Origin of the sequence: Prosthecobacter vanneervenii (genome assembly GCF_014203095.1) — a bacterium.
Lineage (GTDB): Bacteria > Verrucomicrobiota > Verrucomicrobiia > Verrucomicrobiales > Verrucomicrobiaceae > Prosthecobacter > Prosthecobacter vanneervenii.
Window position 1 is genome coordinate 344,186 of sequence record NZ_JACHIG010000001.1, and the last position, 22,578, is coordinate 366,763.

Sequence of the window (22,578 nt, forward strand, 5' to 3'; positions counted from 1 at the left end):
TTTACAATGGTGAGCCCCATCCACCACCACCCGGCGTTTCCATGATCACGCGATCTCCAGCCTCCACGTCAAACGACATGCAGCCCTCCAGCGGTGTGGAGACACCGTTACGCATCAAAGTCTGACGACCACATTTCCCGGCGGAGCCGCCGTGCAGACCAAAGGGCGCCTCCAAACGGTGTTGGGTCAGCAGGCTGACGGTGAGCGGCTGCAGAAACTCAAACTCGCGGATCACGCCATCTCCGCCGTGCCATTCTCCAGCGCCACCGGAGCCGCGCCGGATGGCAAACTGGCGCAGGCGCACCGGGTAGCGCTGCTCGATGATCTCTGGATCGGTGATGGCGGTGTTGGTCATGTGCGTATGCAGCGCATGAGCACCGTGGTAGCCCTGGCCTGCGCCAGCGCCACCGGCGATCGTTTCGTAGTAACCAAAGCCAGCTCCGCCGAAAAGGAAGTTGTTCATCGTGCCCTGGCTGCAGGCCTGCAGGCCCAGCGCCTTGATGAGCGTATCCACCAGCCGCTGGCTTACCTCCACATTGCCTCCTACCACGGCGGGATCGCGCGCGGCATCTCCGGTGAAAGTGGGATTGAGAAGCGATTCGGGGCAGATGATTTCCACCGGCTGTGTCAGGCCCTCGTTCAGCGGCAGATCCTCCTGCAGCATGAGCCGCATCACATACAGCACAGCGCTGCGTATGATGGCGGTGGTGGCGTTCAGATTCCGTGGATGCACAGCCGAGGTGCCGGTGAAATCGAGGATGAGTTTGCCGGAGCTTTTGCGTATCGTCACGGCAATCACTGAGCCGTCGTCCAGACTCTCCTGTGCGGAGATGGAGTCAGGCAGGCGGGCAATCTGAGTGCGCATGACTGCGGCGGAGTGATTGAGGATGCCCTGCATCAGGCCTTGCAGTGAATCATCTGCCAGAGCACGCAGCCGCTCTGCTCCATGCAGGTTGGCGGCCAGTTGGGCGTGCAGGTCGGCGATGTTGTCGGCCAGATTGCGGGTGGGATATGCTGCGGTGGTCAGCAGGGTAATGATGTCGTCAAAACAAGAGACTCCACCACGGATCAGATGCTGCGGCGCGATGACCACGCCCTCCTCAATCAGCCGTGTGGCATTGGCGGGCATGGAACCGGGGGTGATGCCGCCGATCTCGGCATGATGCGCCCGATTGGCGATGTAACCGATGAGCCGCTGTCGCGCATCATGCACGGGGGTGATGAGCGTCACATCCGGCAGATGAGAGCCGCCATACGCAGGATGATTGGTGATGATGGTATCTCCTGGCAGCATGGGCACGGCCTTGGTCACCTCACGCACGCACACGCCCAGTGCCCCTAGATGCACGGGGATGTGCGGGGCGCTGGAGAGCAGATGCCCGTGGGGATCGAGCAGCGCACAGGAGAAGTCCAGCCGCTCGCGGATGTTGGTGGAGATGGAAGTGCGGCAGAGCAGAGCGCCCATGTCGCTGACGATGGAGTGGAAGCGGTGGCGCAGCAGATCGCGCTCAAGAGTGGGGGCTATACCTGACACACGGGCAGAGCGCAGCACATGACCAAAGCCAGCAACTTTCTCCACCGTCCATCCCGGTGCGATGACGATGGTGCTGAAGGCATCCTGAAGCAGCGTGGGCGTGGGATTGAGCGTCTCGAAGTTCAGAGCGGTCGCAGATGCCGTCGCCTGGGGCTCTCTCACGATGATGCGCAGACTCACCAGCTCAATCGCGCGTCCAGCCGGTGGCGGGTAGCCAAACAGGCGCTCATACACGCGGGCATAGAGCTGAGGAAGATTGGGGGGATCGACAAACTCCACCTGCAGCGGCGTGTCCTGGCCTTTGAGCCGCAATTCGGCTATCTGTGTGCGCTCACCGGGAGGCAGTGCTGCAAGCACGGCTGGCAGAATGGCCAGTGCGGATTCCAGCGGCTGACGGATTTCTTTCTCAAAGATCTGCTCAGGCACAGCCTCCTGCAAACCGACGGCGCTAAGGATGCCGGCATGCTCTGGCACAAGGATAGTCTGCATGCCGAGTGCCTCGGCCACGGCACAGGCGTGCTGAGGTCCGGCACCGCCAAAGGCCAGCAGCGCGTGCTCGGCGGGGTCGTAGCCTTCTCCAATAGAGATGCGGCGAATGGCATCGGTCATGTGCTCCACGGCCAGACGCAGCAGCGAGTGCAGCAGCTCGGTCTCGGTGCCGGCACTGCCGGTCTGTGCATGCAGTTCGCTGAGGCGCCGCCGTGCCGCATCCATATCCAGGGGAATGGGCGCCCGCGCCGGGTCAAAGCGGCCGAGCAGCAGGTTCACATCCGTGATGGTCAGCGGGCCGCCCTTGCCATAGCAGGCGGGGCCGGGATTTGAGCCAGCGCTTTGCGGTCCCACCGCCAGACCATGATGCGTCAGATGGCAGATGGAGCCCCCGCCAGCGGCCACCGTCTCGATGGCCACGCAAGGAGCGAGCAGTTGCATGCCTGCCACGTTTTGAGAAAAGCGGTAGCCCGGCCGTGAGTCGATGCGCGCCACGTCAGTGCTGGTGCCGCCCATGTCGAGCGTGATGATCTTGGAGATACCCAGGAGCCGTGCGGCATTCGCCGCACCGATGGCACCCCCAGCAGGGCCGCTGAGCAGCATGTCCTTGGGCCGGATGTCATCGGCAGTCTTGAGCCCGCCTGCGCTGGTCATCACCTGCATGTCTGGCGACACCTTTCGGATGCCATTGAGGAAGGACTGCACCGGGGCATGCAGATAGGCGTCCGCCACGGTGCTCTGGGTGCGAGGCAGCAGCTTGGCAAAGGCTGCGGTCTGATGAGAGAGTGTCAGATGGGTGAACCCACACTCACGTAAAATGGCGGCCACGCGCAGCTCATGCTGCGGCTGTGCATGCCCATGCAGCAGAGAGATGGCGGCGGTGGTGATGCCACTTGTGATGAACTCGCACGCCGCAGAGCGCACGCTGGCTTCATCGAGCGGCTCAATGACTTCTCCTGTGAGGCTGATGCGCTCGGGTACCTCGCAGACGACCTCGTGGAAAAGCACACGCGGTTCATGCTTCAGCGCAAAGAGATCGCTGCGGCGCTGGTCGCCGATTTGCAGAAGGTCGCCAAACCCCTGGGTAATGAAAAGGGCGATGCGCCCGCCTTTGTGCTCCAGCAGGGCGTTCGTGGCCCGCGTGGTGGCGATGCGCAGCTTCATGGGGGGGAAATCCCCGTCAGGTGGCGTGCGGGTGAGGATGCGGGCGCCCAAAACGGGCGCCTCCTCGCCAGTGGTCAGCTCCAGCAGGGTGCCAGGGTGCCAGGCTGCCGTGGCATCAAGGGTGATCTGGCCCGTGGCGCTGTCATGCGCCGTGATGGTGCGTGCATCCGACATGCCGACCGTGTTGACCTGAAACCCATTCAGCAGACCCGCTGGCAGGGGGGGGAGCCCGGAGAGCTGAAACACCGCATCCGTGCCACCGGCTACCACCGCACGCAGATGACCGGTGGAGAGCACTTTGCAACGCGACTCTTGCCCCTGTGGGTCGAGTGCGTGGCAGTCGGTGAAGGTGCCACCCGTATCAGCTGCGATGCGCCACATCACGGTTTTTTAGGCGTATCTGGAGCGGCGGAAAAGTCCAGGTCCGGCACCCAGCGCAGCTCCTTGAAAGCATCGTAATAGGGCTCGCAGTTAGGCCCTTTGAAAACGGCCACGGCACGGGCTACCCACTCGTTGGCCTTGGCCGTGTCTCCGGCATCAAAACCCAGAGCCGCCTTGCAGAAATAGTAGGCGGGAGTGTCGTCCATGAAGGTGAAGTGATCCGCGAGGATCTGATTGGCGGCAGGATGGTGCCCCAGCTTGAGCTCGCAGAGGAAGCGCTTGTAGTGCACCAGATGGCGGACGACCATGGGCAGCTTGGGGTAGTCGGTGGTCAGCTTGGTGAAAGACTGCAGGGCCACGTCAAACTCGTGTTTCACAAAGTGGAATTCGGCCAGGTTGAACTTGGGCAGCGGGCTGTCCGGCTGGAGCTGGGCGGCTTTCTCAAATTGAGCCTGGGCCAGATCAAAATCTCGGCGGCGCGGGGCCAGGTAGATGTCTCCACGCAGGGCGTAGATGTCCGGCACGTTGGGTGCCAGTTTCTCAGCGGCATCCAGTTTTTCCAGGGCATCACTGTAACGCTGCTTTACCCGCATGTCTCGGGCCTCCAACAGCAGCTTTTTGACCTCATCTGACATGGGGGTGACTTTAGGAGCCTCCTGGGCCAGTGCTGCGGAGAGTCCAAGAATCAGGAAAAGACAGGCGGGGAAAAATCTCATGATGAATGCAATGATGTTAGAACGTGAATTAGGATCAGGCAAGGCGGGCGCGCATGCTCGTTTCAGCGCTGTCACACATGCCACGCAGGATTTCGGGGCTGATCCACTCGGCTCCAAGTGACAGAATTGTTTCACGCACCATGCCATCCGCGGAGACCACCCGCATGGGGCGCTCCTTGCCATACCTGGCCACCAGGCGCTCGATGATGGTATCCGCCGTGGTGCCGGGATCTGCGTAGATGATCTGCAGCCCCTGGGGCTCGCGCTCCTCATTGGTGCCCTGCTTGGCGCCGTCAAAGACCACCACCCCTTGCATGCCGCTCATGTCCTGGAGATTTCGCAGCCGCTTGAGCAGCTCCGTCCGAGCCAGGTGGCGGCGCGAGGCCACCCGATGCTCTCGCAGCAGCTCCGGCCATGCGTGTATGACGCTGTGGCCGTCAACGAGCAGGTACGTGAGCGAGGCGGGCATAGGTCCGAGTTAAAGATTCAAAGTTCAAGGTTTCAAGTGGGGAGCGCTCACGCGGCCAACTTTAAACTTTTCACCTGCAACTCGAAATTCGAAACTCAAACAGGCACGGCCTTCGCCTTTTCGTACTCCTCATTGATGAGGCAGAGATCGCCCAGGGCGTCCTTGAGCGGATCGATTTCTTTGGCGCTAAAGCCCAGATGCAAGTGCCTGCGCCAGCCTTCGGCGTATTCAAATTTGCCGGAAAGTCTGCCCACGGCACGGGAGGCCTCGTCCATGCTGATGAGGTAGGAGTCCATGCCCTGGCTCACGTCCAGCCAGTGCTTCTGGCTTTCATGGGCGGCGAGAGATTCGCGTTTGCGGGCATGCACGCTGGTGGTGTCCACATACTGGCCAGCCATAAGCTTCTGACGCAGAGGATCGCACAGGCCATGCGGCATGGCGTGGTAAACTGTCACATCGTGAGAATAGGAGGGCAGATGGGGATCTGTTTGAAAATTGGGGATGCAGTGGGAAAACGCCGCTGTGACTGCCAGCCGGCAGGCCTGCATGTGGTCCTCCATATAATCTGAGGGGGCATGCGTGAGCACGATGCTGGGTTTGGCCATGCGTACCACGGCCGCCACCTTGCGCAGGTAGGGGACGGAATACGTCAGCTCCAGGTCATCGCAGATCGGCGGGTAAAACGAGGCCCCCAGGATGCGTGCGGCTTCCTGGGCTTCTTCGAGACGCTTCTTCGTTGTGGTCGGGCCGTCCATCTGCACGGAGCCTCCATTGCCGGTGCAGAGATTGATGTAGTGGATGTCCCAGCCACGAGCCTGAAGCTGCAGCAGGGTTCCGGCGGCGACGAATTCGATGTCGTCAGGATGGGCGAAGATGGCGAGTGCGGAAGGCATGGAGTAAATGATGAATGGCAAATGATGGGCAAATCGAGAACGATTGCTTACATTGCGAAAATCTTGTCCATGCGCTCGGTCAGCATCTTGAGGCCGCCGGAATTAATTCCTCCGCGCTGCTCGCTGATGGCCCAGCCGCTGTAGCCAGCGGTGTCGAGAGCTTTCATGATGGCGGGCCAGTTGTTGTCTCCTTCGGTGAGATCGCAGTCAAAGCCCTTCCACACGCCTTCCTCCTTCATCTTCTTGGTGCTGTATTCTTTGACGTGGATGCGGTTGATGCGTTTGCCCAGCACCTTGATCCACTGTTCCGGCCAGCCGTAGCGGAGCACATTGCCGATGTCGAAATGCCAGCCCACGATGGGATCGCCCACCTCGTCGAGATAGCGCACGGCTTCCAGGGGGCTGAGGATGAAGTTGTTCCAGACGTTTTCGATGGATATCTTGACGCCCAGCTCCTTGGCCAGCGGCACGGCCTTCTTGATTTCGGTGATGGAGCGCTCCCAGGCCACATCGTAAGGGACGGTCTCGCTCACCACTCCTGGCACCACGAGGATGGAATCGGCGCCGTAGGCCTTGGCATCGCGCAGCGTTGTTAGCACACCCTGCAGGCCTTCTTCGCGGATCTTGGGATCATCATGGGTGAGCGTCTGCTTCCAGTGGGTGTGGCAGCAGACGCTGGCGGCTTGCAGACCGGACTGGCCGAGGGCGTCGATAACCTCTTGATTATTCATCCCACCGGCGGGCTCAACGCCTTCGTATCCAGCCTCTTTGGCCGCCTTGTATTTCTCCACCAGCGTGCCCTTGATGCCCAGGGTGCCACCCATGATGGCCTTGCGCAGCTTGCGTGCGGGCTTGGCGGCTTCTTGGGCCATGATGCCACCCGAGGCGGCGAAAAGAGCGGTGGAGGAAAGAGTCTGGATGAAGTGACGGCGTGAGGTCATGGCGTGAGAATACGCACGAGCATGACGTGAGTTGTCACAAACCGTCAATTCAAACCTGTCGGCATTTAGCGGAGACTAACGCCTTTCTCAGCCGTTCTTGGCCAGTAGTGCCTTGGCCGCCTTCTCGATCTTGGTGAGGAGGTTGGCTGGCAACTCAGTGAGCAGCGGCAGCACGGGACCGGTCTGCGCCACACCAGCCAGCTCGACTGCGTGGTGCAGCACGAGGATGGGGCTGTGGGCATTGCGCAGGTCTTCAAGGGCCACGAATTCCTCACGGATCTTCTCGGCGGTGTCCCAGTCCTTCTTCAGGATGGCCTGCAGCATGGCGGTGGAGCGGCTTGGGGCGATGCAAACGCAGCCTGCGGTGAAGCCGGTGACGCCGAAGTCGCGCAGGTGAATGATGGCCGGCTGCTCGCCGATGCCGCTGACGATGAGCTTGGTGTCCACCAGCTTGGTTAGCTTCTTGAGATAGGGATCCTTCTTCGGATCTGGCTCGACGATGGCGTACTTGATCCAGGAGATGAGGCCGTCATTCACCAGCTCGGCGGCGAGCTCAGGAGTAATGTAGGCGCCGTCCTTGATGTAGAGCACGGCCTTGATGCCGGACTTTTCCACAAAGTGACGGATGGCTGTGGCCACGCCTGCAGGCTTGGAAGGGAAGAGCGTGGGCAGCAGCATCGCCGTCGGGAAGGCGAACTCGCTGAGGATCTTGGCCTGATCCATGGCCGTGCCGTACATCGGGCCTACGGAGGGAACGACCCACATGTCGTCCGGAGAGATGTCCACCAGCATCTTCAGCAGCGCGTGGTACTCACTTGGGGCGATGTTGTAGAGATTAGCGTTTCCCCCATAAAGCAGCGTGCGGATGCCGCCTTTGTACATGTGCTTGATCAAGCGGCTGTTCTGCGACTTGGCCAGGGACAGATCTTTGTTCCGGCACAGCGGAGGCACGGCGATGACGGAGGACTGCAGATCTTCAAAGGTTACGGGAGTGGTCTTCATGAAAGGTCACAGGAGCGCGGAGTGCGCTCCGCTGCAAAGAAAAAACGACTCCGCAATGAGGGGGCTTTACTGTCCCTCGATGAAGCTAAGCAAATCAGCCATGTCTGAGACGCTCATTCCGGTCTCGATCCCCTCAGGCATGAGGCTCTGCCCTGTGGACGTGCTTCCTTTGATTTCAGCACGTTGCAGCGTCTTTTCGACGCCGCCCATCATCTTCAGGGTCATGCTTGAAGCAGTGTCATTTGTAATAATTCCGGCCAGCGTCTGGCCATCCTTAGTGTTGACCGTATAAGCGATAAACTGTGATGCTACTTCCTTGTGAGGATCCAAAATTGCCGTAAGCAACGCCTCACGGCCCTTGGTTTTTACCGTAATCAAATCTGGGCCCACCTGCATGCCCATCGTTCCGGCACGGTGGCAGGCCATGCAACGCGCCATGTATTGCGCCTGGCCTTTGGTGGCATCTCCCTTGGCCGTGATGGCGGGCTGGAACTTGGCCGTGACCTCCTCGCGAGATGGTGGAATGACAGATGCCAGCGCCGTTTTGGCCGCAGCGGCGACCTTGGGAGACTTGTGCTTGAGCAGTGCTTGCACCTGTGAGGCGGAGAACTCCGTGGGCATTACGACATTGGATTCCAGCAGCGCCAGTGCGCGATCTTCACGCGCCAGCAGAGCCGTCAGCGCCGCTTCTTTGGCCGTCGGTCCATACCCGGCCCATCCTGTGATCAGCGTCTTCGTCACCGCAGCAGCTCCGCTCTGCGCCAGCGTGCGCACCGCCGCCGCCTGTACCGCATCCGGTTGACCTTTGGTCAGGCATTGAATCAAAGCGTCGCTGGCTTCTTTGGAGGATGTGAGGCCGAGCAACTCGATGGATTCCAGGCGGGTGGATTCGGTGGCCTTGGCATCTGCGGCGCTTGCAGCTGCTTTGGTGAAGACGGCGGCGAGCTTGTGCTCATGGTCCACTTTCTCGATGCTGGTGCCAGCGCGCTTCAAGCCGCTGGCCAGAGGTTGAATAGCACCCGCCAGTGCGCTCGCTGGCAGGCTGCTGATGGATGAAATCAAAATGTTGAGATCACCTGGCTCAAGTTTCATGGCGGCCACGGCTTCGATCAAGGGGGGGGGGGCTTTGGCGGCATCCTTTTTCAGCAGCAGGAGCAGCGTGTGCTGAGTAATCAGAGGCCGTGCACCCGCTACTGCTGCTACCCAGCTCTTCGAGCTTCTCAGCGTGTCATCCTGCATCGTTTCGGCGAATGAAGTCTCGATGCTGGCATCCAGTGCATCCGGTTTGGTGCCGTAGTTCTGGTGTCCAACACTGCCGAGGCTGAGAAGAGCCTGATATCGCGTGCGTGCGGCTGTTTCTTTGCCTGTAAGCTTGAGCATCAGTGGCACAATGTCATCTGCAGACTTCGCCTTCTTGAAGACGAGAGATTCGGCGAGAATGCAGGCACGCTCTGTCACAGCAGAGCTGCCATCTTTCAGTGCCGTGAGAATGTGATCTTCGCTCAGCACTCCCAAGCCAGCCAAAGCCCCCAGCGCATGCAGCTTGGCCAGGGCATTGTCTCCGCTCAGCACTTTCTCCAGCAGCGGCACAGCAGCCTTGTCCTTGCGCTCATAGAGCAGGCGCTGCGCGGTGTCGCGGTGCCAGCCGTTGGGGTGGCCAAGGGTTTTCACGAGTTCTTCGGTGCTGGCTTTTCCCAGAGCCACCTTCTGGCCGATGCGCTCCGCGCCTCCCTCCGGCACGATGCGGTAGATGCGGCCGCGGTCGTTGCCGCTGTTGAGGTCGATGTGTTTTTTGATCTCGTCCGGGATGCTCCAAGGGTGCTCGATCACCTCGCGATACATGTCGCAGATGTGCAGACAGCCGTCGGGCGCGTTGGCAAAGTTCACCACGCGTACCCAGGTGTCTTTGCTGGCGGCGAACTCAAAGCCATGCTCGTCTGCCGGGCGCTCGCCAATGAGGCTGATGCCGTCCGCGCTGGGCTTGATGAGCTTGCGATGCACAAGCTGGCCGCCTGCGTCTCCAGTGAAGCTGTTGTTTACGAAGTCCGGTCCATAGGCATCGCCACGGTAGATCGTCGTGCCGGTGGCTCCGGTGAAGTAGCCGCTCACACGGCCACCGCCTTCCACGGCACCTTTCACCACACCGGCGATGCGCCAGCGCGTGCGGATAATGCGCCAGGGTTCATCCGGGCTGATGCGGAAGACCTCCGCCGCACCGCCATCCACTGCGATGCTCTGCTTGGCAGGCGGCATGGCGTAGTAGGGATTGCGGTTCGCATACTTGTCATCGTAGACCCAATACTGTAGATGGTCACTGTTGGAGCAGCCAAACTTGCGACCGTAGTTGTCAAAGCTCATGCCATACTGCGCGCCGCCGCCTTCCAGACCAAACTCCAGCGTGAGAGGATCAAACCAGAAGTCCTTGCCGCCGAGCTCGATGCCTTTGTCATTTGAGCGTTTGAGGCAGGTGATCACGCCGCGATTTCCACCACCTGCGAGGATGTGGATGCGGTTGTCCTGTCCCCACTGAAAGCTGTTCATCAGGCCCTGCACATTGAGGATCTTCAAACCGGTGCCAAAGCCCGTGAAGACCTTCTCGCGCACCTCGGCCCTGCCATCGCCATCTGTGTCCTCAAAGCGCCATATGTCCGGTGTGGCTCCCACAAACAGGCCACCATTCGCCCACACAAGGCCGGTGGGCCAGGGGAGGTCATCGGCAAAGACGGTGCTGGTTTCAAAGTGGCCGTCGCCGTCCTTGTCCTCCAGCATGGAGATGCGGCCCAGGTGCGGGGTCACATCGCGCATCTCGCTGTAGTCGATCATCTCGCACACAAACATGCGGCCGTTTTCGTCAAAGCACACGGCGATGGGGCTGCGCACCTGCGGCTCATTGGCGGCCAGTTGGAGCTTGAAGCCCTTTTTCACCTGCCAGGTGCCGATGGCGTCCTTGGGCTCCACGGCGGGGTAGCGCGGCAGATCCTTGGCGGGATCCACGGCCACGGCGTTTTTGGTTTCACCGTAGGCCTTGGCGTAGGTGGTCTTCGTCTTGATGCCGTCCGCCTGGGCGAAAAGCGAGGAACTGAAGGCTAGCAGCAGCGTGAGGGAGCAGGCGGCAGTCTGGATCATGCCCAGATCATACGGTCCCCTCCGACGGCATCAAAAGCCGAAAGTGGCCCATGGTGGTATTCTTGTGACGGGGTGCCCGTCTCAAGCCTCACAAAACGGTGTCATTCACCACCTCATTCCGCTCATTGAGCAGCAGGCGCTTGGGGATGATGGGATTTTCACTTTCGCCCCAGGCCATGATGGTGACGCGGTGGCCCGTGTTGATCAGGTGGGCGGCGGCACCATTGACGACGATCTGGCCCGAGCCGCTGGGGCCGGGAATGACATACGTTTCCAAGCGGGCGCCGTTGGTGATCGAGGTCACCAGCACTTTCTCGCCGTTCCACAGGTCGGCTTTTTCCATGAGATCTGTGGGGATGGTGATGCTGCCTTCATAGGCGATGTTGGCATCGGTAATGGCGGCGCGGTGGAGCTTGGATTTGAGGAGGGTTCTGAGCACAGCGCAGAGTGCGCCATCTGGGCCGGGGGTCAAGAAATGATGCGCAAGGAAAAACGCTATCCGCAGCCTGCTTTCTGCGATCTCGCACGGGATGTCGCTGGCTGCTTGATGTGAGGCTGTTTTGGTGACTCTATGCAGTGATGAGATACCGCGACCAACGCCGCTCCGAATCCGCCCCCGCACGCCAGAACTTCACCCCGCGCAAGAGCATGGGGCAGAACTTCCTTCAGGATGAGGAGATCTCCCGCTGGATCGGCGATCAGGTGCAGCCAGATGGTGCTGACCTCGTGGTGGAGATCGGTCCTGGCATGGGGGCTCTGACCAAGCATCTCGTAGGGCGCCCTAAAAAGCTCATTCTCATCGAAAAAGACGCCCAGCTCGGCCCGGAACTGCAAGGGCAGTTTGAAGGACGTGGTGACGTGGAGGTCATTCACAATGACGCCACGCGCATTGATCTCCGGCCGTGGTTCCGTCATGGTCCTCTGAAGCTCGTGGGCAATCTGCCTTATTCCGTTGGCGGCGAGATCTTGAAGCACTGGCTCACCCCGCCCACACCGGTGAGCTGCGCCGTCTTTATGCTGCAAAAGGAGGTGTGCGACCGCCTTGCAGCCACCTGCGAAGACGACTCCTACGGCGCACTGAGTCTGCTGGTGCAGAAGGACTGGAATGTGGAGATGCTGCGCGTGGTGCCGCCGGAGGTCTTCAATCCCAAACCCAAGGTGGACAGCGCCATCATCCGCCTGACTCCGCGAGATCCAGCCACGCTGCCGGTGTTTGACCACGTGCTGTTTGACCGCCTGGTGCGCATGGGTTTCTCCCAGCGGCGCAAGCAGCTCAAAAACCTGCTGCCAGATGCCCCTGGCGGCTGGGACTCTCTTATTCAGGCGCTCGGCGTCTCCCCCACCGTGCGTGCTGAGGCGCTGTCTCTGGCGCAGTGGATTCAAATTGCCCGCCATTATGAGCAGCGCCATGAGGCGGATGCAGGCCAGAAGGCCAGCGAGATGTTCGATGTGGTGAACGAGAGCAACGAGGTCATCGGCCAGCTGACCCGTGGTGAAGTGCACAAGCGCAAGCTGCTGCACCGTGCGGTGCACATCTTCGTCATCAACAAGCGTGGACAGATCTACCTGCAGCAGCGTTCGCATCTCAAAGATGTGTCCCCGCTGAAGTGGGACAGCAGCGCTGCAGGACATCTGGATGCCGGAGAAGACTACGCCACCGCCGCTGTGCGCGAACTGGGCGAGGAGATCGGCATCCACGTGCCGTCCACCGAACTCGCCGCACAGATCCCGGCCGGAGACAACACCGATCACGAATTCGTCGAGCTCCGCCTCGCCCATCACGACGGCCCCGTGCGCTGCCTGCCCGAGGAGATTGCCACGGGCGAATGGTTCAAGCCCAAAGACATTGACGCCTGGGTGGACGCTCGGCCGCAGGATTTCGCCAAGGGCTTTGTGACGTGCTGGAAGGCGTGGAGGAAGTGAAAAGTGCTCGCACGTTCTAGCTCGCGCGCCGCACTTTGTTTCACCTCAGCGTCCGTGGCACAAAGACATGCTGCATGCCTGCGGCTTTGGCCGCCTGGATGCCGCTGTTGCCATCTTCCAGTACAAGACACTCACTGGGGGCGATGCCCATCTGCTCGGCGGCCAGGAGGAACATGTCGGGCGCAGGCTTGCCTTGCTTTACTTTCCTGGGTGTGATGATGATAGGAAAGAGGTCGATCAGACCGGTGGCGGTCAGGCAGCCGCGCACGGTGGATTCCTCGCTGCCGGAAGCCACGGCCATGGGAAAGCGGCCTTCGAGTGAGCGCGCAAACTCCGCCACCGGGCGCACCGCCTGTACTTCGGGGATGCGCCGGGCAAAGATCTCCATCTTCAGCTCATCGACACTCACTGGATCGACATTGGCACCATGCTTTGCATTCAGCAGCTTCACCACATCCTGCTCCTTCATGCCCGCATGCGCATAGAATTCCTCTTCGGTAAACTCATACGGCGCATCATGCTGCTTCAGCGCCTCGACCCACGCAATGTAGTGCAGTGGCATTGAATCAACGAGCGTGCCGTCACAGTCGAAGATGTAGGCTTGAAAAGGGTAGTCGGGGATTTGCAGGGACATGGGGTGTGTGGATAAACCTCACTCGGCAGCGGGCAGCAACCAACTTTTCGGCTGGAGTGCCTGCATCCCGCAGACCGTCTTCCGCATCTACGCGGAAGACAGGGCCTGGGGGGCATCACGCCGCCCGGTTCACCGCACTCAGCACTGCCTTGATGGAGGCGAGTTCGATGTTGGTGTCCACACCGGCTCCCCAGATAGTCTTGCCACTGGTCGTCTTGATCTGGATGTAGGCCAGCGCGCTGGCCTCCGTGCCTGAGCTGAGGCTCTGCTCGCGGTAGGTGGCCACTTCAAAGGCAGGGGCTCCGGCCTCCTGAATGAGGGCCTGGGCAAAAGCGGCGATGGGGCCGTTGCCTTTGCCGGTAATGCCGCGCTCCTTGCCGTTGATGACCAGGCTACAGCGGCAGGTGAAAACGCCATCCACACCGTCTGCGTGGAAGTGATGCAGGGAGTAAGGGGACTCGCGCTCGATGTATTCCTTCCAGAACATGCCCTTGAGCTCTGCGGCGGTGACTTCGCGACCCAGCTTGTCCACGATGTCATTGGCCAGCGGGCCAAACTCGCGCTGCATGTCTTTGGGCAGTTCGATGCCGAATTCGCTCTCCAGCAGGTAGGCCACGCCCCCTTTGCCGCTCTGCGAATTGACGCGGATGACCTCGCGGTACTCGCGGCCGATGTCCTCGGGATCAATGGTCAGGTAGGGGACGTCCCAGATGGACTTGTGCTGTTCGTAGCCAGCCAGTCCCTTTTTGATTGCGTCCTGGTGACTGCCGCTGAAGGCGGTGAAAACCAGCTCGCCTGCGTAGGGCTGGCGGGGAGGCACAGTCATGCCGGTGGTGCGCTCGTACATGCTGATGAGGCCGCTCATGTCGCTGAAGTCCAGCTTGGGATCGATGCCATGCATGTAGAGGTTCATGGCCACCTGCACGATGTCCAGATTGCCGGTGCGCTCGCCATTGCCAAACAGGGTGCCTTCAACGCGGTCGGCTCCGGCCAGCAGGCCCAGTTCGGTGGCAGCGGTGCCGGTGCCGCGGTCGTTGTGCGTGTGCAGGCTGATGATCAGGCTCTCGCGGTTTTTGATGTTCGTGCAGATCCATTCGATCTGGTCGGCATACACATTCGGCATGGCCACCTCCACCGTGTCCGGCAGGTTCAGGATCATCTTGTTCTCCGGCGTAGGCTGCCACACATCCATCACGGCTTCGCTGATCTCCTTGGCAAATTCCACTTCCGTGGCGCTGAAGCTTTCGGGGGAGTACTGCAGGGTCACCTTGGTGCCACCTGCGGTCAGGCGGTGCAGTCGGTCCTTGATCATCTGCGCGCCTTTCACCGCCACGGCGATGATCTCCTCCTTGCTCTTGCCAAACACATACTTGCGCTGCGCAGGCGAGGTGGAGTTGTACATGTGGATGACGACCTGCTTGGCGCCGATCAGACTTTCCACGGTCTTCTCGATCAAATCCTCGCGCGCCTGCACCAGGCACTGGATTGTCACATCCTCTGGGATGCGCTTTTCCTCAATGAGGCGGCGGTTGAACTGAAACTCCGTGTTGGAGGCGGAGGGAAAGCCGACTTCGATTTCCTTGAAGCCGCATTGCACCAGCGCATCAAACATGTCCAGCTTCTGTGAGACATTCATCGGCACGGCGAGCGCCTGGTTGCCATCGCGCAGATCGACACTGCACCAGATGGGCGCGTGGGTCAGATGGCGGCTCGGCCATTGACGATTCGGGATGTTGATCAGCGGAAAGGGCTGATACTTGGAGGACGGATTCTTCAACATGACAAAAACAGAATGAAAAGGATTAGCGAGATTTCAGGCGTGCGCAGGATGGATTTTCCTGACCTGAGAGAAACAGCCGCGACGTGACGGCAAAGGGCATGACGAGGAAACACGGGCCGCCTACCCTAGCGTAAGTCGCAGGGAGAGAAGAAGGAGAGCCTTGGCGGGCGCGGTCATGATGGAGGTATCAAAGCAGGGAAGGGAGAGTAGTCAAGAGGGGGCTGGATGGCCAGTCTGTCACTCAATGGTGATATACCACCTTGAAGGGAGGAAGAGTAGGAGTAGGAGGAAGAAGAAGATTCCCCAACCCACCTCATGACCCAGTTCCGCCCCTGCATTGATCTCCACGATGGCCGCGTCAAACAGATCGTCGGTTCATCTTTGCGGGATGATGGCTCGGGGCTGAAGACGAATTTTGTGAGTGATCGCGAGGCGGCTTGGTATGGCGATCTTTACAAACGCGACGGGCTTAAGGGCGGGCATGTGATCCTGCTGGGGAAGGGTAACGAGGCGGCGGCCAAAGCGGCGACTGGAGCCTATCCTGGCGGGCTGCAGGTGGGCGGGGGTATCCGCCCGGAGAATGCGGCGGAGTATCTAGATGCAGGAGCCAGCCATGTGATCGTGACGAGCTATCTGTTTGAAGCGGACGGCACGTTCAATCAGTCAAAGCTGGATGCCATGGTGGCTGCTGCTGGCAAGGACCGGTTGGTCATCGACCTGAGCTGCAAGACGACGGCCACGGGCTGGACGGTGGCGATGAACCGCTGGCAGACGCTCACCACGTTGGAGGTCACGCCGGAGTCCCTGCGTTTTCTGGCCGGGCAGTGCGCGGAGTTTTTAATTCATGCCGTAGATGTGGAGGGCAAGTGCGAGGGCATTGATGAGGCGCTGGTGCGGTTTCTCGGCGAGCACTCGCCCATTCCCATGACCTATGCAGGCGGCATCCGGCACTTGGATGATTTGAAGCGCATCGACGAGCTAAGCCATGGCCGCGTGGACGGCACGGTGGGCAGTGCGCTAGATCTCTTTGGTGGCTCCGGCGCAAAGTATGAGGAGCTGGTGGCCTGGAATCGGCGCGTGAAGTAGTACGGGCAATCTTGCCCATTGAGAAAGCTCGATTCGCGCGCAGGATTGCCCGCGCTACTCCAGCCATGAAAATCATCCGCTACTCCGACTCTCAAGGGAACATCGCACATGCAGCGCAGCAGGCCGATGGCTCGGCGCTGGTGATTGAGGGAGACATCTTCGGCGAGCACTGCGTGACAAACCGCAAGGCGGAGGTGGTGAAGCTGCTGGCACCTGTGCAGCCATTTGCCATTGTGTGCATCGGGCTCAATTACAAAAAGCATGCAGAGGAGACGAAGGCGGAGCTTCCGAAGCATCCGGTAGTGTTCATGAAACTGCCGAACGTGGTGCAGCACCCCGGCGAGCCGATCCTGCTGCCCACCAAGCTGAAGAGCGACAAAGTCGACTACGAGGCGGAGCTGGCGGTCGTGATTGGCAAGAGGGCAAAGAACGTGAGCAAGGCCGATGCGCTTAACTACGTGCTGGGTTACACCTGCGCCAACGACGTGAGCGCCCGCGACTGGCAGAAGCATGGCGGCGGCGGCCAGTGGTGCCGGGGCAAGTCCTTTGACACCTTCTGCCCGTTGGGGCCTGTGCTGGTGACGGCGGACGAGATTCCCAATCCGAACAGTCTGGGCATCAAAACCATACTCAACGGCCATACGATGCAGGACTGGAACACCAACGACATGATTTTTGATGTCCCGACGCTGATCGAATTTCTCAGTGGCAGCACCACGCTGATGCCTGGCACAGTCATCCTTACCGGCACGCCTCATGGTGTGGGCGCAGCTCGCACACCACCAGTCTTTATGAGGGATGGGGACAGCGTGAGCGTCGAGATCGAGAAGATCGGCGCGCTGACAAATCCAGTGCGGGACGAGGCCTGAAAAGCTCCCAACTTTCAGCAGCCCTGTGCCTTCTCCAGTTCGCAGATGAGCATCTCGTAGCGGCGGCGGGGGCAGCACTCTTCCAAGAGACGGCGGAGTGCAGATTTGTTGTGGACGAAGTGAAATGCCAGGATGTCACACACCGATTCGGGCTCGTCCATGTCTTCCAAGTCCGTGCGCAGCTGCATCATGGAAGCACAACTGTCGTCAGTGGGCGGGGGCAGGAGTTCCAGAGCCTGAGCCTTGAGCTCGCGCAAGGTTTTGATAGGAGCTGGCTGCGTGAGCACGGGCTCCACCTGCGCGATGCGGAAAGGCGTTAGTTGCTCCCAGCCCGTGATGCGGACACGGCACACTCCGTACAGCATCACCTGAGAGGTGCCATCCGGGTTCTTAACCGAGGCGCGGATCAGTCCGGCTGTAACGACCGGGAGCACGCCGTCATGCCCGTCTGACACGCCTACGCAGAACATGCGGTCTGTACGCAGGGCGTGGTCGAGCATGCGGCGGTAGCGATCTTCAAAAATGAAGAGGGGCAGGAAGCAACCCGGAAAGTGGTAGCACTCGTCGAGCACAATCATTGGGAGAGTGTGCGGGAGCACAAAGCCTTTGGCAGAGAATGTCTTCGACAAAATGTCCATGCGGTTGTCTGATGCCACCAGATACGTGCGCCAGACGGCGCATGGTTCAGAGATTTCCTCGGCAAAAGTCAGCAAATGGCGCCGGCCGCTGGCTCCTTACAGGCTCTTTAGATAGGCCACAATGTCCCGGATGGACTGCGGTGTGAGGCCGAGCTGCTGAGGCTGGTACATCAGGGATCGGCTCATCTTCTTCTGGCTGGCGATGCGGTCCTTGGGCACGGTCTGCACCAGCCCGCCCATGCATTTGATCATGACGGGGTCTCCGCTGGAAAGGATCATGCCGGTAATGGTGAGGCCGTTCTTGGTCTTGATTTCGCTGCCCTCGTAGCCGTGCGAGATGTCGGCGGAGGGATTGGCGATGGCATTGGCGATGACCTCCACCGGCTGCTGGCGGCCGAAGGCGGTGAGATCGGGGCCGAATTCCACGCCTTGCTGGCCCACCTTGTGACATGTGAAGCAAACGGCTATCGCGGCCTGTCCGCGCTGCACGTCTCCTGCCAGCTTGGCGATCTCCGCCCCCGTGGGGAGTTCGGGCACTCCTTTGAGTTCTGGCGGCATTTCTACGGCAAGGAGCTTCACTTTTGCCGGGTCATACAGGCCCAGTGTTTTGAGGCCGTTGTCCACATCGTAGGCCTGCCAGTCGTTGCCCTTGCGGTTGAGCAGCCACCATTTGGCCAGCTCTTGCATGGGGAAGTTTTTTGCCACGGCCAGCTCCATCATGGCACCGGCGGCTTCGCGGCTTTTCACGAAGGCCAGTCCGGTAATCATGAGCTTGCGTTGGGCTTCGGTCAGTGTGCTGTCGAGAGCGCGTGCTTTGAAGGCCTCCACGGCCGTAGTCGGGTGCAGGCGCCACGCGGTCCAGGCCTGAGCCTCTGTCCAGGTGGCTGGCTTGTCCTGGCAGATGGCCGCATAGAGTCCAGCCTCTTTGCCTTCGGCACCGAGGCCAAGTGCTTCGAGGTAGGCACGGTCTTTGCCGTCAAACTGCTGAGCCAGCTTTACGAGCAGCGGCAGGCTTTGAGCCTCTGGCACCTCCCGCAGCGTCAGCGCCACTTCGCGACGGACGGCGGCGGAGGAATCATTGACCATCGTGGAGGCCATGCTCAGCACATCCACACCGGCACGGCGCAGGGCACGGTAAGCTACGAGGCGCTGCTCTTCAGACTTCGACTCCAGCCAGGGTTTCACCTGGGCCACTCCTTCTTTTCCCATCTGGGCGAGCAGCCACGCGGCACGGGCGGCGATGTAGGCATTGTCATCTTTGAGCAATGCAGCGACGGCAGGCACAGCTTTGGCACCCTGGGATTTGAGCGCGTTGAAGCCGCTGAAGCGCACATTCGGCGCGGGGCTTTTCAGGGCGGCGATCTGGCCTTCGGTGGTGTCCAGCTTCAGCGCAGGCACATTGGAGATAAAACCCTTTGGCGCGATCCGGTAGATCGTGCCGGTGTAGCGCTCGTCCAGCGTTCCGTGGCCGCCCACGCGGGCGTCAAACCAGTCAGCTACATAAATGGCACCATCGGGGCCCACCGTCACATCGCTGGGGCGGAAGCGCGTCTTGAGTTCGCCAGAGGGCTTGCCGCCGAGGAAATCGGAGCCGGCGAATTCCTTCTCCTTGTTGGAGGTCATGAAATCAAAACGCTCCAGCTTCCAGCCTGCGCCATCGTGCTTGGGCAGGTAGCCAAAGACGACGTTCTTGCCCGCCTCGCAGGCAAGAAGAAGGCCGTTCCATTTTTTATCGAGCGCGCCGTTTTCATAAAAGGCCACGCCTGTGGGCGAGCCGCCGCCATAAACATCTCCTGCTGGCATGGTGCCGGGGTCTTCCTGACGCCACTCAGCGGTGGGCGTATCCTGACCGGGGCGCTTGTCGGCCCCCCAGGAGCGCAGGCCGTCGGCGGAGGCAAAGCCTGCATTGCCCCCCTCCATCACGGGGGTGATGCGGCAGGCGGGCGGGTCGTCATTGTCGCTCTGGAACACATCACCAAAGGAGGTGACGGTTTGCTCGTAGCTGTTTCGGTAATTGTGGCCGATGATCGTCACCCCTGTGCCATCGGGATTCATGCGCGCGCCAAAGCCGCCGATCCACACATGGCCGTCGTCGCTTTTCAGGCCGGCCAGTTCCTGCATCATGTAGGGGCTGCCCATGCTGAAGGTCTTGCCGGAGCGGTCGGTGAATTTCGCGCCAGTGTTTCCCTGGTTCCAGTACCACTGGCCGTCAGGCCCGGCGGTCACACTGTGCAAGCTGTGGTCGTGCTGGCGGCCGCCAAAGCCGGTGAGCAGGGCCTCGCGCTTGTCCACGGTGGGATCAAATTTGCCATCGCTATTCACGTCGGTGTACACCAGCAGATCAGGGGGCTGGGAGACGACGATCTTGTTTCCCAGCACCGCCACACCCAGCGGTGCAGCTAATGCGGGCTCCTGCACAAAGACGGTGCTCTTGTCCGCACGACCTGAGCCGGTGGTGTCTTCGAGAATTACGATGCGGTCGCCTTCGGGCCTGCGGCTCCCCTTGCTGCGGTAGTTTACACCTTCAGCCACCCAGAGGCGGCCCTGGGCATCGAAGTCGATGTTGGTGGGGTTAAACAAAGCCGGAGAGGTGGCCCAGACTGTGACCTCCAGCCCTTCGGGCACCGAGAAAAGATCCGCAGGCACCTCGGTCTTGCCATCATCCACGAGGGGTGGCGGGGGCTTGGGCGCGCCGGGAGGTGTTTCGGTGTACACCTGAAATTTGATCGAGGCATCGCTGGGTTTGCCACCACGGATCATACCGCCGTCATCCAGTGCCACCTGCGCCGTGAAGCCTTGCACCCCCGGCGGCAGATCGAAGGCTATGACCGAGTAGGCATGGGTGCCGATGCCAGTGGTGTAGCTCTGCCCGTTGATCAGCAGGGGCTTGCCCATGGCGGATTTGCCCACGTTTGTGCCGCCTGAGCCCTGGCTGCTGGTTTTCCACTTGAGCTTGGTCAGGTCCTTGGTGCTGCCATCTGCCATGATGAGCTTGGGGTCGATCCAGTCCGCCCAGTCGCAGCTGATGCCTCCTTCATCCGTCACCACCAGGAAGAGTTCCTTGGCTCCCTTGAGAGATGCCTCCACCTTTTGCAGACGTGGGGCGCTGGTGCTGGTGATCTTCGGGCTTTCAAACACCGGCTTGGCAGCGTAGGCCAGAGTGGCGGTGCCAAGCAGTACGAGGAAGGTGAGGGGAGAAGGCATCATGGGGGAAGGGAATTTTCCAGAGCGGGCCCACGCTCTCAACTACTTTGTCCTGCCGGGCGGGACAGCCAGACAGCCACGAGTTTGGCTTGTGATGCGGGAAACCTTCTCCAGATTCAGCGGTCAACCATGAAACACATCGTTCTTCTTTTGAGTGCGGCCCTGCTAGTCTCCTGCCAGAGCACCCTCCCTGACTATCAGGCGGGCAGCGCCGCAGAGGCCAAAGCCTACGTGAAGCGTGCGGTGGAGACGGGCGTGGCCCCCAAGTCCACCGAAGCCGAACTGATCGCCGACAAGTCTGCAGGGAAGCCGCAGGAGGGCAAATGGGACGCTCAGAAGATCGAGCGCTACATCAGTCGTTACATCGAGGAGAATCCCCGTGTGGTGGCGATTAACCGGGCTGCTAATCGTGGCCAGATTACCGAAAAGGTACGGCAGCTCATGATCGCCGAAGTAGAGGCACAGAAGGAGCGTGAGGCCGAAGAGCGAGCAGCTGCGCTTCAGTACTCTTCTTCCGCCCTCAATCAAACCGCCACCCAGATCAATCAAGGCTCCTCCTATCGCATGAATTCCGCTCTGATGCAGAATCCTTCCACCAGTTCGCCTTATGGCGGTGGCTATGGCGCAGGGCTGAGCAACGGTGCCCCCTACTAAGAGTCCGGACTGCTGGCTTTAACATGACAAGAGACTGGCATGGCTGAAATGCCAGGCACTCTTTGCCGTTCGAGCTGTTAGATTGCTTTTACACTTCCAATGAACCTTCCGATCCGCCCCCGTCGTAACCGTCAATCTCCGGCCATCCGTGACCTCGTCCGTGAGACTGAGCTCACACCAGGTCATCTGATCTACCCGCTCTTCATTCAGGAAGGCGACGCCAACACACCGATTGATTCCATGCCTGGATGCACCCGCTGGAGCATCCAGGGGCTGGTGAAGGAGGCAGGGGAAGCCCATGCGCTGGGGGTTCCGGCTGTGGTTTTGTTTCCACGCATTCCGGATGAGCTCAAGACGCGTGGCGCCGAGGCCTGCCATGCCGACGATGGTCTGGTGCCACGCGCTATCCGTGCGCTGAAAAGCGCCCATCCTACCTTGGCCGTGATCACCGATGTGGCGCTGGATCCTTACAACAGCGACGGTCACGACGGTCTCGTTTCCGATGATGGCCGCATCTTGAATGATGAGACCGTGGCCGTGCTCTGCCAGCAGGCTCTCTGTCATGCGCGAGCGGGCGCGGATATCGTGGCCCCAAGCGATATGATGGACGGTCGTGTGGCCGCGCTGCGTGCCGCACTGGATGGTGCCGGCTTCCAAGCTGTCTCGATCATGAGTTACACCGCCAAATATGCCAGCGCCTACTACGGCCCGTTCCGTGGTGCGCTGGATTCGGCCCCCAAAGCAGGTGACAAGAAGACCTACCAGATGGACCCTGCCAATGTGCGCGAGGCATTGCGTGAGGCTGCACTGGATGAAGAGGAGGGCGCAGACATCCTCATGGTGAAGCCTGCTGGTCCGTATCTTGACATCATCGCCAAACTCCGTGCCGCCAGCCCGCTGCCCATCGCGGCATATCAGGTGAGCGGAGAATATCTCATGATCAAGGCCGGTGCTGCCGGTGGCTGGATCGACGAAACCAAGATCGTGAACGAGTCTCTCATCGGCATTCGCCGCGCAGGGGCGGACATGATTCTGACCTATTTTGCCAAGCAGTGGTCGGCTGCGTGGCGCTGAG

At 60.5% G+C, this 22,578-nt stretch carries 17 protein-coding genes; 5 read left to right on the plus strand and 12 right to left on the minus strand.

The genetic code is table 11. The features are described 5' to 3' along the window. Position 1: 1 nt before the first annotated feature. From HNQ65_RS01150 to panD, 8 genes are all read right to left on the minus strand, one after another. Positions 2 to 3,568 carry a hydantoinase B/oxoprolinase family protein gene (locus HNQ65_RS01150; RefSeq protein ID WP_184337540.1) on the minus strand — a complete coding sequence of 1,189 codons (3,567 nt, stop codon included), beginning with the start codon at positions 3,566 to 3,568 and terminating at the stop codon, positions 2 to 4. Continuing rightward, a complete protein-coding gene (locus tag HNQ65_RS01155) occupies positions 3,568 to 4,284 on the minus strand; it encodes a tetratricopeptide repeat protein (protein WP_184337541.1) in 717 nt (238 codons plus the stop codon). Before HNQ65_RS01155 ends, HNQ65_RS01150 begins: the two co-directional genes overlap by 1 nt. A 34-nt stretch (positions 4,285 to 4,318) precedes the next feature. Continuing rightward, positions 4,319 to 4,753 (minus strand): NYN domain-containing protein, encoded by a 435-nt coding sequence (locus HNQ65_RS01160; protein WP_184337543.1) that lies wholly within the window; start codon positions 4,751 to 4,753, stop codon positions 4,319 to 4,321. A 95-nt stretch (positions 4,754 to 4,848) separates the two neighbouring features. Beyond that, a complete protein-coding gene (locus tag HNQ65_RS01165; RefSeq protein ID WP_184337545.1) occupies positions 4,849 to 5,646 on the minus strand; it encodes a PIG-L deacetylase family protein in 798 nt (265 codons plus the stop codon). A gap of 47 nt (positions 5,647 to 5,693) precedes the next feature. After that, the gene (locus HNQ65_RS01170) at positions 5,694 to 6,587 is read right to left on the minus strand and encodes a sugar phosphate isomerase/epimerase family protein (protein WP_184337547.1); all 894 of its coding nucleotides are present in this window, start codon (positions 6,585 to 6,587) and stop codon (positions 5,694 to 5,696) included. A gap of 87 nt (positions 6,588 to 6,674) precedes the next feature. Continuing rightward, positions 6,675 to 7,589: a dihydrodipicolinate synthase family protein gene (locus HNQ65_RS01175; protein ID WP_184337549.1), complete on the minus strand. Its 915-nt coding sequence runs from the start codon at positions 7,587 to 7,589 to the stop codon at positions 6,675 to 6,677. Between the two features lie 66 nt (positions 7,590 to 7,655). Next, positions 7,656 to 10,715 (minus strand): PVC-type heme-binding CxxCH protein, encoded by a 3,060-nt coding sequence (locus HNQ65_RS01180; protein ID WP_184337551.1) that lies wholly within the window; start codon positions 10,713 to 10,715, stop codon positions 7,656 to 7,658. Between the two features lie 88 nt (positions 10,716 to 10,803). After that, positions 10,804 to 11,154: an aspartate 1-decarboxylase gene (panD, locus tag HNQ65_RS01185; RefSeq protein ID WP_184337553.1), complete on the minus strand. Its 351-nt coding sequence runs from the start codon at positions 11,152 to 11,154 to the stop codon at positions 10,804 to 10,806. 140 nt (positions 11,155 to 11,294) lie between these two features. On the opposite strand from panD, the gene rsmA reads away from it, so the two are divergent. Continuing rightward, the gene (rsmA, locus tag HNQ65_RS01190; protein WP_184337555.1) at positions 11,295 to 12,638 is read left to right on the plus strand and encodes a 16S rRNA (adenine(1518)-N(6)/adenine(1519)-N(6))-dimethyltransferase RsmA; all 1,344 of its coding nucleotides are present in this window, start codon (positions 11,295 to 11,297) and stop codon (positions 12,636 to 12,638) included. Positions 12,639 to 12,678: 40 nt separating this feature from the next. Here the strand turns inward: rsmA and HNQ65_RS01195 are convergent, their stop codons facing one another. Continuing rightward, on the minus strand, positions 12,679 to 13,272 hold the full coding sequence (locus HNQ65_RS01195; RefSeq protein ID WP_184337556.1) for an HAD family hydrolase: 594 nt from the start codon (positions 13,270 to 13,272) through the stop codon (positions 12,679 to 12,681). Positions 13,273 to 13,387: 115 nt separating this feature from the next. After that, the gene (gene leuA, locus HNQ65_RS01200) at positions 13,388 to 15,052 is read right to left on the minus strand and encodes a 2-isopropylmalate synthase (RefSeq protein ID WP_184337558.1); all 1,665 of its coding nucleotides are present in this window, start codon (positions 15,050 to 15,052) and stop codon (positions 13,388 to 13,390) included. A gap of 315 nt (positions 15,053 to 15,367) precedes the next feature. On the opposite strand from leuA, the gene hisA reads away from it, so the two are divergent. Next, positions 15,368 to 16,138, plus strand: a complete 771-nt coding sequence (gene hisA, locus HNQ65_RS01205; RefSeq protein WP_184337560.1) for a phosphoribosylformimino-5-aminoimidazole carboxamide ribotide isomerase — start codon at positions 15,368 to 15,370, stop codon at positions 16,136 to 16,138. Positions 16,139 to 16,203: 65 nt separating this feature from the next. Next, entirely contained in the window at positions 16,204 to 17,007 is an 804-nt protein-coding gene (locus HNQ65_RS01210) for a fumarylacetoacetate hydrolase family protein (protein WP_184337561.1), read from the plus strand. Between the two features lie 14 nt (positions 17,008 to 17,021). Here the strand turns inward: HNQ65_RS01210 and HNQ65_RS01215 are convergent, their stop codons facing one another. Continuing rightward, the gene (locus tag HNQ65_RS01215; protein WP_184337562.1) at positions 17,022 to 17,585 is read right to left on the minus strand and encodes an LON peptidase substrate-binding domain-containing protein; all 564 of its coding nucleotides are present in this window, start codon (positions 17,583 to 17,585) and stop codon (positions 17,022 to 17,024) included. Positions 17,586 to 17,741: 156 nt separating this feature from the next. After that, positions 17,742 to 20,852, minus strand: a complete 3,111-nt coding sequence (locus tag HNQ65_RS01220) for a PVC-type heme-binding CxxCH protein (RefSeq protein ID WP_184337564.1) — start codon at positions 20,850 to 20,852, stop codon at positions 17,742 to 17,744. Between the two features lie 126 nt (positions 20,853 to 20,978). On the opposite strand from HNQ65_RS01220, the gene HNQ65_RS01225 reads away from it, so the two are divergent. Next, positions 20,979 to 21,503 (plus strand): hypothetical protein, encoded by a 525-nt coding sequence (locus HNQ65_RS01225; RefSeq protein ID WP_184337565.1) that lies wholly within the window; start codon positions 20,979 to 20,981, stop codon positions 21,501 to 21,503. Positions 21,504 to 21,602: 99 nt separating this feature from the next. After that, positions 21,603 to 22,577, plus strand: a complete 975-nt coding sequence (hemB, locus tag HNQ65_RS01230; protein ID WP_184337567.1) for a porphobilinogen synthase — start codon at positions 21,603 to 21,605, stop codon at positions 22,575 to 22,577. Position 22,578: the final 1 nt, after the last annotated feature.